We start from the raw sequence: 14,992 nt of genomic DNA on the forward strand, positions 1-14,992 counted from the left end.
ATCAGAACGCGCTGATCGCTTCGCGATAGACGTCCGCGACCTGCGCGGCGACCACCGGCCGGTCGAAATGCGCGCTCGCGTACGCGCGGCACGCCTCGGCATCCGGCAGCACGCGCCGGCCGAGCAGGACATCGGTAATCCCTTCGGCGATCGACCGGAACCCGCTCGAAGGCAGCACCAGTTCGGACGACAGCGGCGCCACCGCTTCCGGCAGGCCGCCGACCGGCGTCACCAGCACCGGCGTGCCGGTCGCGAGCGATTCGATCGTGGTGAGCCCGAAGCCTTCGAGCGACACCGTCGGCACCACCGACAGATCCGAGGCGCGATACCACAGCGGCACTGTCTCGTCCGGCACGAAGCCCGCCAACCGGACATTGCGCTCCAGGCCGCGCGAGACGATGCGCGCCCGCAACTGTTCTTCCAGCGGACCCTTTCCGGCGATGATCAGCAGTACGTCCGGGATTGTCGGCTTGACGAGCGCCATGGCGTCGATCAGATCCTCGAGTCCCATACGCGACACGAGACGCCGCATGCAAAACAGCAGCGGCCGGTCCTGCGGCAAACGCAGGCGAGCGCGCGCCTGCTGCTGCGTCGCTCGCGGATTGAAATGCGCCACGTCGACACAACCCGGCACGATACGAATGCTGTCCTCGCTTACGCCATAGGTCTCGTGCAGCAGCCGGCCGAACGCCCGCGAGAGCACGATATGCCGCGTCCCGCTGCGATACACGAAGCGCTCCAGCGCGACCCGCGCCGCGCGCGTCCAGCCGCCACCGCCGCCCGGAAACGATTCGGCCGCCCACGGTCCGTGAAAATGCACGACTTTCGGCACGCGGCGGAATACGCCCACGGTCGGCGCCGTGTACAGCGCGAAATGCGAGGCGACGACATCGGGCATCTTCGCCGCCCGCAGCGCGCGCGATTGCACACGCGAGCCCCACAGCCGCGTGCCGAGTTGCGACTGCGCGCCGGCGAAGGCCAGCACGCGGCCACCCGACGCGTCGAACACGCCCGGCGTGCCCGCCACCATGCCGCGTACATTGACGCCCTGGGCGGGCAGCGTATCGATCAGCGCCTTGAACATGCGGTCGAGGCCGCCCGGCCTCTCGTTGAACCAGTGCATACCGATTTGCAGCGACTCGATCGGCGTATCGCTCATAGCTCCACCGACGCGGTTGCGCGAGCCGTCGGCAACTCGCGCGACGTGCGCCGCGCATGCACCTGTTCATAGACCGACAGATACCGCCCGGCCATGGCCTGCCAGCTCAGGTTGCCCGCCACCGCGCGTGCGGCGAGGCCAAGACGCCGCGCGTAATCCGGTTCCCTGGCGAGATGTTCGATCGCCACGGCGAGCGCGGCGGCGTCGTTGGGGTCGTCGAGCACGATCCCGCTGCCGCACGTGATCACTTCCGCGCCGCCCGCGGTGCGCACGGTGATGACCGGCAGTCCGGCGGACAGCGCTTCGAGCAGCACGAGTCCCATCGGTTCGTAGCGCGAGGGAAATACGAACGCGTCGACCGAACGCATCAACGCGGCCATGTCCATCACCATGTCGGTGAAGTGAACCCGGTGCGTCAACCCGAGCGACTCCACCAGCGCGGGATACGGACTGTTGTGGAGAATCCCCGCGACTGCCAGGTGCACGTCAGGGGACGTGCGCGCGAGCGCATGCAGGACCGTGTCGAGATTCTTGCGCGACATGCGCAGGTCGCCGGCGAACAGCAGCATGAACGGCGCTTGCGGCAGGTTGAAGCGCGCGCGTTCCGGCGCACCGGGCGTAAATTCGCCGACATCGACACCGTTATGAATCACCTCCACGCGTGCCTTGCCGATGCCGAGCGCGCGAACCTCGCCGGCCACTTTCTGCGAGACCGGCACGATCACTTCGGCGTGCCGGAACGCCCATTTCTCGCACACGATATTCAGCAACGTGTAGACGACCTGGTAAGCGTGATACAGGTTGTGCAGCAGCCGGAACGGATAGAAGCCGCAGCGATACCAGCCGTCGTGAACGAAATGCACCGCGTTGACATCGGCACGCGCCCACGCAATGAAGCCGTTCACGTGCACCACATCGAATTCGTCGCGATGTCCGCGAATCCATGCGCCGCAGTGCCACGCGAACATCTGGTACTGGAGCAGCCTGCTCGGCAAGCGGCTGGTGGCGACCTGCACGAAACGCACGTGCGGATGCTCCACCAGCTCAGGCGCCGCCTCGGCGGCGAGCAGCGTCACCGAATGGCCGGCGGCGAGCGCCGCGCGCACGATCTCGTAGTTGACCCGCCCCTGTCCGTCGTTTTTGCGCACGACATGGGTGACGATCAGAATCCGCATCCTCTTGTCCTTCATCTGGATATCTTGTGGTTTCGCAGCGAAGCGACGGCGGCGGCGCCCTGGCGTTCACGCGCGTAGCGCAGCGAAATCACCGGCAGCGTCACGCCAAGAAAGAAAAACATCCCCGACACGGAGACGAGCGTGTTGATGAAAATCATCATCGAGAAAATCGCCACGGCTACGCCGACGCCGGAAATCGCCAGCAGGTCGGTCGGATGCAGACGGCTCGCGCGGTACGCGCGCCACAGCAGCATGAGGACGCCGGTGGCGTACAGCAGCGTGCCTGGCCAGCCCATCACGAAGGGCACTTCCATCAGCCCGCTGTCGAAATCGAGCATCGCCGTCGACGATTTATCGTCGGACAGCTTGGTGCCGAGACCGGTAGTGCCGAGCCCCTGCCCCGCGATGTCGGTGAACGCCGAGGAGAAAAAGGTCTTGTAGAACTCCGCGCGCGCCTGATAGCTGTTGTCCTGGCCGAGGTTCTGCATCGTGCTGAAGCGCTGCATCACCGGTTCGGCGACCTGATCGATCATCAACAGCGGCGTCGCCATCACGGCCAGTCCCAGCACGCCGGCAACCAGACGCATACGGCTCTTGCCGTCGAGCATGAGGAACGAATACGCGAGCGCAATCGCAAAGCCGCCCCACGTGCTGCGCGCGCTGGTGAGCAGCAGCACGGGAATCCCCACGCAGCCCAGCACGATGCGCGTTTTGCCGCGCGCCGCGAGCGACATCAGCAGAATCGTCATGAGCGTGACCGCGAACGGGCCGCACGAATTCATCGTGCTGCTCACGCGCATGCCGAATGGCACCGGCTGTCCTTCGGATTGCATCTTCGAGGCGATCAGCCAGAACGCGTCCCACGGCATCGGCGAAACGAATTCGATGATGCCGTACACGCTCATCAGCAGTCCGCCATACACGAACGTCTTCAACAACACGCGGTGATAGGCGGGATAGTGGCGCCACGTGACGGTGAGATAGAACGCCACCATCACGGGATACAGCCAGTTGATGAGCGTGTAGGTCGCGGGCGCCGGACCGGCCTGCGCGACGCCGACCACATACGCATACAGCAACGCGGCCACGATCAGCACGAGCGGCGCCGCGCGGCGCTGCCCGAGCAGCGAGACATGTTTGAGCAAGGTCAGGCCGGTGAGCGCGACGGCCAGCAACGGCGCGATCATGATCGGACTCTGATCATTGAACGCACCATTGACGAAGTCCGCGAGACGGCGCACTTCCGGCGTCAGGAAAAACAGCCAGCAGACAAAGCCGAGGTAATGCGCGGGCGAGCGCCAATACAGCACCAACGCGACACCGAACGCGCCGAGCGGAAAGAAGTATTCGACCAGCCTGCCCTGATGCAGCGCGATCAGTCCCAACGTCACTGCGAAGAGCAGCAACGGCAGCCGCAGTGGATGACGCAAGCCCCTGGCCTGCGAGCGAGCGGCCGGCGCGGCGAGCGTGGACGAAAACGCCGCGCCGGGCGCAGCGCGTGGCTTGTCCGGCATCGGGCCCGGGAGTGCGACCTGTGCGCTGGAAGGCGTGACGAGCATGCGGTCCATCACAGCAACTCGAACGTGTTGACGAGCACCGCGCTGCCGCGCTCACGGCACCGCCCACCGAAAAGCGGCTGACTGGCGCGCAGCTGGCGCGTGAGCCCGATGAACGGCACGCCGTGTTCGAGGTACGGCCCTTCCGTCTTGCGAAAGCCGAATTGCTCATAGAAGCCGCGCAGATTGAGCGGCGCGCTGACCCGCGCGGCATGTCCCGGCCAACGCTCGGCGATCGCCTGCAGCACGCGTTCGAGCAGCAGTTCGGCGGTGCCGTCACCGCGGCGCAGCGGGCTCGTCAGCACCTTGTCGATGGTGATCTCCGGATCTTCCGCGTCGCCGGGTTGCAGGCGCGCGTAAGCGAGAATCGGCATCGACCGCGACATGTCCTCCACGGCGAACACGTGCAGCGCGTTCTCGTCACGGCCATCCGCATCGAGACAAACATGCGATTGTTCGACCACGAACACCGCGCTGCGCGCCCGCAAGATCAGATACAACTCGCGAGCCGAAAGCTGATCGAATTCCAGCGTTTTCCAGTTCATCACGTTCCCCAGCGGTCAATAAGTTCATCGAGGCCGGCATCGCGTGCCGGCTTTGACGGCCTGGCTGCATAGGCCGGCCCGTTCTGATGGCTACACGGTACGTCCGCGAAACGCGTGTTTCCGTGCGCCATCGCACTGACGCTGGGCTTTGACAATTCTTAAATACGGACATCGGGGCACGGCATGGCAGGACGCCCCCTGACACCGCACGCAGTCACTGTGAACGCGCCGCGTCCGGCAAACGGGGACCACGCGGGGACCACGCCGGCCCGCGCGCGGCAATCGACACAAATAACGATCACGTGCGTTCGATCGATGTTCGCAACATCCGAGACCGTTGAACAACTGGGGGACCACACCATGAAAACCGCATTGCGACGCATCCTTTCCGAATCGGCCCGCCTGGATGTCCCGCCGGACACCCTGGCCGACGACGCCGACCTGTACGCCGCGGGGCTTTCCTCGCTCGCGACCGTGCATCTGATGCTGGCAATCGAAGATGAATTCGGCATTGAGATCCCGGACCGTCTGTTGACGCGCCGGCTGTTCTCCAGCATCGATTCGATGGCTGCCGCGGTCACCGAGCTGCAACAGGCGAAGGCGGCAGCATGAACGCCCCGCTGCTGGACGCGGCGGCGGCAGCCGCCCCTATGCAGGCGCACGATGCGGTTGCAGGCGCCGACGCGTCGGTGGTGCTGACCGCTGTCGAAACCGAACCGGGCTGGCGCGCGGCCGCGCAACGCTGTGCAGCGGTGGCCGCGCAGTTCGCGGACTCCGTGGACCGCGAGGCGCGTTTTCCGAGCGAAGCATTCGAGGCGCTCAAGCGCGAGTGCCTGCTCTCGGTGATGGTGCCTGCCGAGTTCGGTGGCGCCGGCCTGTCGCTCGCGGACGTCGGCGCGATTTGCGAAACGCTCGCGCAAGGCTGCGCGTCCACCGCCATGGTGTATGCGATGCACCAGATCCAGGTGGCGTGTATCGAGGCGCATGGCAGCGACGCGGTATGGCATCGGCAGTTGCTCGTGCAACTGGTCAAGCAGCAGTGGCTGCTGGCGTCGGCCACTTCCGAGGAAACCATCGGCGGCAATATGCGCACCAGCGCCTGCTCGGTCGAATTCGACGCTGCGCGCTTTCGCATCGAAAAGCTCGCACCGACGATTTCGTACGGCGCGCACGCCGACGGCATTCTCGTCACCGCGCGCCGCACCGCTGAATCGGCAGCCGCCGACCAGGTGCTGATCGTCGCGTTGCGCGGCGATACGCAACTGGAAAAGCGCGGCGGCTGGGATTCGATGGGCATGCGCGGCACCTGCAGCGAGGGCTTCCGGCTCGTCGCCACGGGTCTGGCCGAACAGATCCTGCCGACACCCTTCGCCGAGATCGCCGATCAGACCATGCTGCCGGTCTCGCACACGTTGTGGGCCTCGGTTTGGACCGGCGTGGCCACTGACGCCGTCAATCGCGCGAAAGCGTTCTTCCGCGCACAAGCGCGTTCGAAGCCCGGTGCGATTCCACCCGCTGGTTTGCGCCTCGCTGAAGCGGTCGGTCTGCTGCAAATGATGCAGGCGCGCCTAGCGGTTGCGCTGGAGGCGGCACGCGCCGCTCACCAGGCACGCCACGGCGGCTCGCAGGCCGATGCGCCGCTCGCGGCCATGCTCGGCTTCGCCTCCGACATGAACACGCTGAAGACGAGCATTTCCACCACCGCGCTGCAGGTCGTTCACGAGGTGCTGATGATCTGCGGCATGGCGGGCTACAAGAACGGCACACCGTACAGCGTCGGGCGCCATTTGCGCGATCTGCACTCCGCGCCGCTGATGATCAATAACGACCGTATTGCGCAGAACACCGCGAGCCTGTTGCTCGCGCAACGTCCTGCCGCCCCGGGGAGAGCCTGACATGAATACGATGACCGATACCGCCGCCCTCGCAGCCGCCGCTCAGCAAGCCGAGGCGCCGAACTTTCGCGACGAACTGCTGGCCGCGGGCCTGTTGATCGATACAGGCGAAAACGGCCTGTACGGCCGCAGCCAGGTTTTCGAAGACGTGGTGGACCGTCTGAATGTGGCGATCACGCATCTGGGCGCGGACCAGCAGCCGGAAGTGCTGCGCTTTCCGCCCGCCATGCGCCGCACCGACTTCGAAGACAGCGAGTATCTGAAGAGCTTCCCGAATCTGGCGGGCACGATCCACTCGTTCTGCGGCAACGACATGGGCCATCAGCGCCTGTTGCGCGCCCTCGACGACGCCATGACCGAACGCGACGACGACCGCAGCGACGACTGGATGGCGCAGCAGAAGCCGACCCGCGTGGTGCTCACGCCGGCCGCCTGCTACCCGATCTACCCGGTGATGGCGCGGCGCGGTCCGTTGCCCGCCGACGGCCGCACGATCGACGTGCTGTCGTATTGCTTCCGTCACGAACCCTCGCTCGATCCCGGCCGCATGCAGATGTTCCGCCAGCGCGAGTACGTGCGACTCGGCAGCGGCGAACAGGTGATGGCATTCCGGCAGATGTGGATCGAGCGCGGCTCGCTACTCGTGAAGCTGCTGCAATTGCCGGTCGAAGTGGACCTCGCCAACGACCCGTTCTTCGGCCGCGGCGGCAAGATTGTCGCCGATAGCCAGCGTGCCCAGGCGCTCAAGTTCGAACTGCTGATTCCGGTCGCCGACCCGCGCGGCAAGACCGCGTGCCTGTCGTTCAACTATCACATGGAACACTTCGGCGCGATCTGGAAGATCGCGTGCGAAGACGGCACGGTTGCGCATACCGGCTGTGTTGGTTTCGGCATGGAACGCATCACACTCGCGCTATTCCGTCATCATGGACTCGACGTCGACACGTGGCCGGACGACGTGCGCGCGCTGCTGTGGGGCGATACCGAAGCACGTGTGGCGCATGGCATCGCAACCATGCAACCGGCGTCCGGCGAAACGGAGCAAGGCGCCGGAGAGCGCGTATGAATCCGTCTCTGACACCCATGCCGAATGGCGCGCACTCGGCTTTCCCGCTGACCCGGCGCGTCGATCTGCCCGCTGCGGGCGGCGTCGTTGGCACACCGGCCGCGCCCGCCGCGCGTTTGCGCGAGCATGCGCCTCATGCGCTGCATCAGGGCGAGCGTGTGTGGCAGGAGACCAACTGCTACGTCGATCTGTGGATCGAACTGCTGCATGGCTTCGGGCTCGACCCGCGCGCGGCGCTCGGCTTCACCGTCACACAGGATTTCGAAGCCGATCAGTTCACGTTCTTCAAGTTTCCGCTCGAAGATCTCGAACGGCTCTACGGCACTCAGGTGCAGGAGCTGGCCATCTACGATTCGCTGGAAGCGCGCGTGCTCGCGCAGACCTCGCGCGGCCACACCGTGCTGGTGGAAGTGGACGGCTACTACCTGCCGAATACGCGCGCCACGTCGTACCAGCGCGAGCATCCGAAGACCACGGTGGGCATCGACTTCATCGATCCGGCCGCGCGCCGTCTCGGCTATTTCCACAACACCGGCTATCACCTGCTCGACGGCGAGGACTACGACGGCGTGTTCCGCAAGCTGCCGCAGTTCGCGCAGCAGCCCGATCTGTTGTTCCCGTACGTGGAATTCGCCAAGCAGGCGCGGCCCGCGCTCGAAGGCACCGCGCTCGCGGAAGCGTCGGCGGAACTGCTGTGCGCGCATCTTGGGCGCCGGCCGCTCACCAATCCGATTTCGCAATGGCGTGCCGCGTTTCCCGCGCATCTGGAGACGTTGCTCGAACGCGGCGAAAAGTTCTTCCACCCGTACTCGTTCAACCTGATGCGGCAGCTCGGTGCCAACTTCGAGTTTCTGTCGAAGTATCTGTTATGGCTTTCCGCGCAAGGCTTCGAGGTGCCGGCATCGATTCCGGCGGCGGCGCAGAGCATTGCGTCGGAGTCGATGGTGATGCAGTTCCGGCTCGTGCGGGCGATTACCCGCGGGCGCCGCGACCTGTGCGAAGACTGCTTCGACGTACTGGAAAGCGCCTACGAAAAGACGCTGCCGCCGCTCGCCGCGCTGGTGCTGTGACGCGCCGCGCGCGGCCTTGCGAACTTCTCGGAAACTCGCCGTGGATGCACTGACGATCGACCTGGTGCCTGATGAAGGCGGCGCGAGCGGCGCGCTCGCGACCGCGCATGACGAAGCCGGCAACGCCAGTCAAGCCGATGTCGATGCCACGTCGGCGCAAGCATCGCAAACGCTCTGGCCGCGGCGCCTCGAGCTCGGCTGGCAGTGTGTCAGTACGCCGGCGGGCGCGTGCGCGTCGCCCGCCGATTTACCCGCGCACGGCTGGCTCGCCGCGCAGGTGCCCGGCACCGTCGCGAGCGCGCGACGCGCGGCGGGTCTGCTGGACATCGCGCATCCGCCACCGCTCGCTTTCGACGACCACTGGTATCGCCTCGCACTCGAAGGCACCGGCAAACGCCGCTTGCGTCTGCATGGCCTCGCCACCATCGCCGAAGTCTGGCTCGACGGCATCAAGCGCCTCGACTCTGATTCGATGTTCGTCGCGCACGATCTCGACATCGAACTGAACGGCAGTGCGACGCTCGCGCTGTGCTTCCGCTCGCTCACACCGGCGTTGACGGCCAAACGTTCACGCGCGCGCTGGCGGCCACGGCTTGTCGCGCCGCCCACCTTGCGCAACGTGCGCACCACGCTGCTCGGCCATATGCCTGGCTGGTGTCCTTCGGTGCAGGCAGTCGGCCCATGGCGTCCGGTGGAGCTGCTGAGCGACGCGGTCCACGCATTCGACACCGTCGACGTGTCGAGCCGGCTCGATCACGACGACGGCCTTGTTTCGCTCACGCTACGTTTCGTTCATCCGCACGATGACGCGACCTGCCGCGCGTCGCTTGAATGCGGGGATGCTGTTTCGTCTTTGCAATGGAGCGATGCATATACACTGACCGGCAGCGTACGCGTGCCGCGCGCCGAGCGTTGGTGGCCGCACACGCACGGCGAGCCCACTTTATATCCATTGACGTTGCAGCTCGATGACGGGCACGCGACATCGCACGTATTGGGTTCAGTGGGTTTTCGTCGTATTGAAGTGGACCATGGCGCGGACGGCATGGGCTTCGCATTGCGCGTCAACGGCGTGCCGGTGTTCTGCCGTGGCGCCTGCTGGACCAGCGCGGACCTCGTCACGCTCGCCGGCAGCGAGGCGCAACTGCGCCACGCGTTCACGCTGGCCCGCGATGCGGGCATGAACATGCTGCGCGTGGGCGGCACGATGGTGTACGAGTCCGACGCGTTTTATGCGCTCGCCGACGAATACGGCATGCTCATCTGGCAAGACTTCGCGCTGGCGAATTTCGACTATCCGAACGATGCGGCATTCAGCGCGTCGATCGAGCGTGAGGCCACGCAGTTTCTGACGCGCACACGACGCTTCGCTTCGCTCGCGGTGCTATGCGGCGGCAGCGAAGTCGACCAGCAGGCGGCCATGTTCGGCCTGCCGCCTGCGATGCGCGCGCAGCCCATCTTTACAGAACAGTTGCCCGCCATCGTCGCGCGTGAACGCGCCGACGTGCCGTATGTCGGCAACTCGCCCTCGGGGGGCGTGTGGCCGTTTTCGACTAATGAAGGGATCACGCACTACTACGGCGTGGGCGCCTATCAGCGGCCGCTCGACGACGTGCGCCGCTCGCAGGTGCGTTTCGCCGCCGAGTGTCTCGCCTTCGCCAACGTACCCGACGACGCCACCTTGCACGACGCGCTCGGCACGATACATCTGCACGATCCGCGCTGGAAAACCGCCGTGCCGCGCGACCCCGGCGCCGGCTGGGATTTCGACGACGTGCGCGACCACTATCTGCAGACGCTCTACGGTGTCGATCCGGCGCGCTTGCGCTACGAAGACCCCGAACGTTATCTGGACCTGTCGCGCGCGGTGGTCGCCGAACTGATGGCCGAGGTGTTCGCCGAATGGCGCCGCGCCGGTTCCACCTGCGGCGGGGCGCTGGTCTGGCAGCTTCAGGATTTGCGCCCCGGCGCGGGCTGGGGCTTGATCGACGCCACAGGACGGCCTAAAAGCGCCCTGCACGGCCTTGTGCAAGCACTGCAACCCATTCAGGTGGTCATGACCGACGAGGGCCTCAACGGCCTCGATATTCATCTGCTCAACGAGCGTGCGCAGCCATTGCGCGCGCGACTGGAATTGATGTGCCTGCGCGACGGCAGCATCAAGGTCGCCTCCGCGGGCTGCGACGTGGAGCTGGCGCCGCACAGTGCGCAGCGACTGAGCGCGGCCGCGTGCCTCGGCCAGTTCTTCGATTTCACCCACGCGTACCGCTTCGGCTCGCGCGCGCACGACGTCACGATCGCCACGCTGCGCGACCAGGCGAGCGGCCGGATCGTCGGGGAAGCGTTTCATCTGCCTGAGCGGCGCGTGAGCGAGCGCCACGATCTGGGACTGACGGTCGCCGCCGAGCGCAACGGCGACGGCTGGCAACTCGTGATCGAGGCGAAGCGTTTTGCGCGCTTCGTTCATATCGTTGACACACACTATCGGGCCGCGCGCGACTGGTTTCATCTGCCGCCGAACCGGCCTTGCGTCGTACCGCTCATCCCGCTCGCGCCGCAGGAACGATTCGTTGCACCCGCATCGAATGCCGTGTTTAAAGCTGATGCAACATACGCGGCGCCCGCCGGTGAAGTTCGCGCGGTCAATGCGATATCCGCCATCTTCTACGGCTGACCGTCTCCCTGATCTAACCACCCCTTCGCAAGGCGCGTAAAACCTCGCGCTGCGCGTATCGACCTGTCTGGTCTGCGGAATCACTGTTGGTTTTTCTCAGACTTTTGCGTTGCCAAAAACATCATCCGTACGGCACCGAACCAAGCGCGTTGAACACATCTGAATCATTTCCGGCACATCCCGGACGCCGCGTGACAACGTGTATCGAGGGGCTGGTTCAAGCGTGAGACAAGTGCCGTCAAGCCCCTTCCAGCACCCGCTGACCCAATCGCATCAAGGATTTGAGCGTAACCAGACGAGTCCGCGAGGCGCGTGCCGGTCGCGAGGACGTTGTGCAGATTTGAAACAAAAAGCCACGTTTGGCTTCGCGCGCCGCTAAGCCTTGGTGCGTTACCCCGCACCAGTCCTTGTTTTGCCTATCGCTGGCACGCTCCTCGCTAATAGAAGAGCGCAACACCGCGTCACCGCAGACAGACCGACAACAACGGCGGCGGCGCATCAGGCCAATACGGGGCCGGTCCTGTTCATCCTTCGCTGCTCGCCAGGCAGCACGCCGTACAAAAGGGATGCAGGCATCGGATCAAAAACAGAAAGTCACGCAGAGCGCGACTTTCACGCGAGGACCGATCATGTTGACACTTCAATCCGATTTGCACGGTAACCATTTGCTCGGCGCATTGCCGTCCCATGAATGGCAGGCGCTGGCTCCCCATCTCGAACTGGTTCATCTGCGCACTGAGCAATTGCTGTGCGACTCCGGTCAGCGCATTCATCACGTCTACTTCCCGACCACTGCGATCATCTCGATGCTCTCGACGATGGAAGACGGCAGCTCGGTCGAAATCGCCGCGGTCGGCCGCGAAGGCATGACCGGCGTGCCGGTGCTCACGGGCGGCGAAACCATGCCGAACCGCGTGCAGGTGCAATGCGCCGGCTTCGCCTACCGCATGAGCGCACAGGCGCTCAAGCAGCAATTCGCCCGCTCCGACTTCCTGCGCCGCCTGATGCTGCTGTACATGCACGCTCTGCTCACGCAAGTCGCGCAAACCGCCGCCTGCAACCGCCACCACGCGCTGAACAAGCAACTGTGCCGGTGGCTCCTGATCGAGGTGGACCGCGTTGCCTCGAACGACCTGACCGTGACCCAGCAACTGATCGCCGACATGCTCGGCGTGCGCCGCGAAGGCATTACCGAAGCGGCCGGCAAGTTGCACGACGAAGGCCTGATCCATCATAGCCGCGGCCACATCAAGGTGCTCGACCGTAAAGGACTCGAAGCACGCGCCTGCGAATGCTATGGCCTCGTCAAGCGCGAATTCGACCGCCTTCTGCCGCGTCTTCGCCAGGCCGAAACCGTCGAGTAAAGCGCTGGTTCGTCTGACTAATGAATAGAGTCAAACATGTTCAGGAATACTGCGCGATTCCTCGACGCACTCTTCGTGATTGCGGGAGGCCTGCTCGCTCACTGGATGCGGTTCTCGACGCCGATTGCGCTGTCGGACACCGAACGTCTTTTGATCGCCTTCAACTGCGTACTGCTGCTGTTGCTGTTTCCCGGCTTCGGAGTCTATGAAACCTGGCGCGGCAAGCCGCTGGCTTCCATGCTGGCGAGAGTCGCTGCCGCGTGGATGGTCGTGGTCTTCACCGCGCTCGTGCTGGCGTTCACCCTGCATCGCATGGATGCGGTGTCGCGCTTGTGGTTCGGTTACTCGACGCTGATTTCCGGCGCGCTGATCATCGTCACCAAGTGCCTCGTGCATGTGGCGCTGCGCATCGTGCGGCGTCGCGGGATGAATTACCGCACCGTCGCGATCGTCGGCGCACCGGGCTTTGCGCGCACGCTGCTCGCCCATCTCGAACATGCGCCGCAAGCCGGCTTCAAACCGGTCTGCGTATTCGACACCAGCATCGAAGCGGCCGAAACGTACGGCGCGCGTCTGAACCGGCTGCCGGTCCTGACCGATCTGAACGCATTCGCCGCCAAGGTGCGCGAAGACCATGTGAACGAAGTGTGGCTCGCGTTGCCGCTTTCCGAAGAACATACGATCTACCGGTTCACGCGCATGTTCCGCCATGACTTCGTGAATCTGCGCTTCATTCCCGATGTACGCAGCCTTTCGCTTTTCAATCACGCGCTGGTCGATGTGGTCGGCTTGCCGACGCTCAATCTGAGCGCGACGCCCTTCTCGCCGCCGCAGATGTGGCCCAAGCTGGTCTTCGACCGCCTGTTCGCCGCGGCCGCGCTGCTCGCGCTCGCGCCGGTGTTCGTCGCGCTCGCGATCGGCATCAAGCTCGGCTCGCCGGGGCCGGTGTTCTTTCGCCAGACGCGCAAGGGCGTGGACGGCCAGCCGTTCGCGATCTACAAGTTCCGCTCGATGAACGTGCATCACGAAGCGCAGGGCCAGCTCACCCAAGCCTCGCGCAACGACGCCCGCGTCACGAAGCTCGGCGCCTTCATGCGCCGCACCAGTCTGGACGAGCTGCCGCAGTTTCTCAACGTGCTGCTCGGGCAAATGTCGGTGGTCGGGCCGCGACCGCATGCGGTGGAACACGACGACCTCTACAAGGATCAGGTGTACGGCTACATGTACCGCTACCGGATCAAGCCGGGCATCACGGGCTGGGCGCAGGTCAACGGCTATCGCGGCGCCACGAGCAAGGTGGAAAAGATGGAAGCGCGCGTCAAGTTCGATCTCTTCTACATTCATAACTGGTCGTTCTGGTTCGACATGAAGATCGTGTTCATCACGATCTTCAAGGGCTTTGTCGGCCGCAACGCATTCTGATCATGCCAATACGGGAACCGTTCGTGAAAGTCTCCGTGATCGTGCCGACCTACCGGCGCACTGCCGATCTGGCGCGCTGCCTCGCGGCACTCGACGCCCAGGAGCGCCGTGCCGACGAAATGATCGTGATCGCACGTCATGACGATTACGCCACGCTCGACTGGCTGCGCACCCGCGAGGCCAACCGGCCCGATCCGCGCCGCGTGGTCGTGCTGGTGCGCAAGCCGGGCGTGGTCGCCGCGTACAACCTCGGGATCGAGAGCGCGAGCGGCGACGTGCTCTGCTTCACCGACGACGACGCCGCGCCGCATTCGGACTGGATCGCGCGGATCGCGCGCGCCTTCGAACGCGATGCGGCGCTCGGCGGCCTGGGCGGACGCGACATCGTGCATGAACGCAACGGCATCCTGCAGGGGCAGAAGCCGCGCGTGGGCATCGTGCGCTGGTATGGGCGGACCATCGGCAATCACCATATCGGCCACGGCAAGGCGCGTGAAGTGCACGTGCTTAAAGGGGTGAACATGTCGTTTCGCCGCGAGGCGATCGGCGCGCTGCGCTTCGACGGCCGCTTGCGCGGCACCGGCGCGCAGGTTCACTGCGAGATGGCTTTCAGTCTCGACGTGCAACGGCGCGGCTGGAAACTGATCTACGACCCCGCGCTGCTGGTGGAGCACTTCCCTGCCCAGCGCAGCGACGAAGACCAGCGTTTCACCTTCAACGACGCGGCGTTCTATAACGCGTCATTCAATCTCCGACTCATCATGTGCGAATACCTGACGCCGCCCGGCCGATGGGCGTTCGTCGTTTACTCGACGCTGATCGGCGATCGTGCGGACCCGGGGTTCCTGCGCGCATTGTCGTTGGCATTCGAGCGCGGCGGCGTGGCGCTTGCGTTTCGCAAATGGCGGGTCGGTTTACGCGCAATGCGCGGGGCATGGCAGGAAGCGATGCGCTGACCGATCAACGCACCGGCTTCTCGCGGGGGACCACAACATGACGATCAGAACGATGGCCGCCGGGCTCGCGGCCACACCGCTTTTCCACGAAGCACAGTTGGCACAGTTGT

Annotated in this window: 12 protein-coding genes; 8 read left to right on the top strand and 4 right to left on the bottom strand. The window is 65.0% G+C overall.

The window, feature by feature from the left end; genetic code table 11:
- Position 1: 1 nt before the first annotated feature.
- The 4 genes from RI103_RS11575 to RI103_RS11590 are packed head-to-tail and all read right to left on the bottom strand — an operon-like array spanning position 2 to position 4,435.
- Entirely contained in the window at positions 2 to 1,159 is a 1,158-nt protein-coding gene (locus RI103_RS11575; RefSeq protein ID WP_310812163.1) for a glycosyltransferase family 4 protein, read from the bottom strand.
- Positions 1,156 to 2,334: a glycosyltransferase family 4 protein gene (locus RI103_RS11580; protein ID WP_310815223.1), complete on the bottom strand. Its 1,179-nt coding sequence runs from the start codon at positions 2,332 to 2,334 to the stop codon at positions 1,156 to 1,158. The genes RI103_RS11575 and RI103_RS11580 overlap by 4 nt, the downstream gene beginning before the upstream one ends.
- Before the next feature lie 11 nt (positions 2,335 to 2,345).
- Positions 2,346 to 3,902 (bottom strand): hypothetical protein, encoded by a 1,557-nt coding sequence (locus tag RI103_RS11585; protein ID WP_310812164.1) that lies wholly within the window; start codon positions 3,900 to 3,902, stop codon positions 2,346 to 2,348.
- Positions 3,902 to 4,435, bottom strand: a complete 534-nt coding sequence (locus tag RI103_RS11590; protein ID WP_310812165.1) for a GNAT family N-acetyltransferase — start codon at positions 4,433 to 4,435, stop codon at positions 3,902 to 3,904. The genes RI103_RS11585 and RI103_RS11590 overlap by 1 nt, the downstream gene beginning before the upstream one ends.
- Before the next feature lie 360 nt (positions 4,436 to 4,795).
- Between RI103_RS11590 and RI103_RS11595 the strand changes: the two genes are divergently transcribed.
- The 8 genes from RI103_RS11595 (at position 4,796) to RI103_RS11630 (ending at position 14,882) form a co-directional block, all read left to right on the top strand.
- Positions 4,796 to 5,047 carry an acyl carrier protein gene (locus tag RI103_RS11595; RefSeq protein ID WP_007182182.1) on the top strand — a complete coding sequence of 84 codons (252 nt, stop codon included), beginning with the start codon at positions 4,796 to 4,798 and terminating at the stop codon, positions 5,045 to 5,047.
- Entirely contained in the window at positions 5,044 to 6,330 is a 1,287-nt protein-coding gene (locus RI103_RS11600; RefSeq protein ID WP_310812166.1) for an acyl-CoA dehydrogenase family protein, read from the top strand. The genes RI103_RS11595 and RI103_RS11600 overlap by 4 nt, the downstream gene beginning before the upstream one ends.
- Before the next feature lies 1 nt (position 6,331).
- The gene (locus tag RI103_RS11605) at positions 6,332 to 7,396 is read left to right on the top strand and encodes an amino acid--[acyl-carrier-protein] ligase (RefSeq protein ID WP_310812167.1); all 1,065 of its coding nucleotides are present in this window, start codon (positions 6,332 to 6,334) and stop codon (positions 7,394 to 7,396) included.
- Positions 7,393 to 8,466, top strand: coding sequence for a DUF1839 family protein (locus RI103_RS11610; protein WP_310812168.1), 1,074 nt, complete (start codon positions 7,393 to 7,395; stop codon positions 8,464 to 8,466). Before RI103_RS11605 ends, RI103_RS11610 begins: the two co-directional genes overlap by 4 nt.
- 40 nt (positions 8,467 to 8,506) lie before the next feature.
- A complete protein-coding gene (locus tag RI103_RS11615) occupies positions 8,507 to 11,140 on the top strand; it encodes a glycosyl hydrolase 2 galactose-binding domain-containing protein (RefSeq protein WP_310812169.1) in 2,634 nt (877 codons plus the stop codon).
- 629 nt (positions 11,141 to 11,769) lie between these two features.
- Positions 11,770 to 12,504: a Crp/Fnr family transcriptional regulator gene (locus RI103_RS11620; protein ID WP_006048767.1), complete on the top strand. Its 735-nt coding sequence runs from the start codon at positions 11,770 to 11,772 to the stop codon at positions 12,502 to 12,504.
- Between the two features lie 36 nt (positions 12,505 to 12,540).
- On the top strand, positions 12,541 to 13,926 hold the full coding sequence (locus RI103_RS11625) for an undecaprenyl-phosphate glucose phosphotransferase (protein ID WP_310812170.1): 1,386 nt from the start codon (positions 12,541 to 12,543) through the stop codon (positions 13,924 to 13,926).
- 2 nt (positions 13,927 to 13,928) lie between these two features.
- Positions 13,929 to 14,882 (top strand): glycosyltransferase, encoded by a 954-nt coding sequence (locus tag RI103_RS11630; protein WP_310812171.1) that lies wholly within the window; start codon positions 13,929 to 13,931, stop codon positions 14,880 to 14,882.
- The last annotated feature ends 110 nt before the right edge of the window (positions 14,883 to 14,992 follow it).

This window comes from Paraburkholderia sp. FT54 (genome assembly GCF_031585635.1).
In the GTDB taxonomy this organism is placed as follows: Bacteria; Pseudomonadota; Gammaproteobacteria; order Burkholderiales; family Burkholderiaceae; genus Paraburkholderia.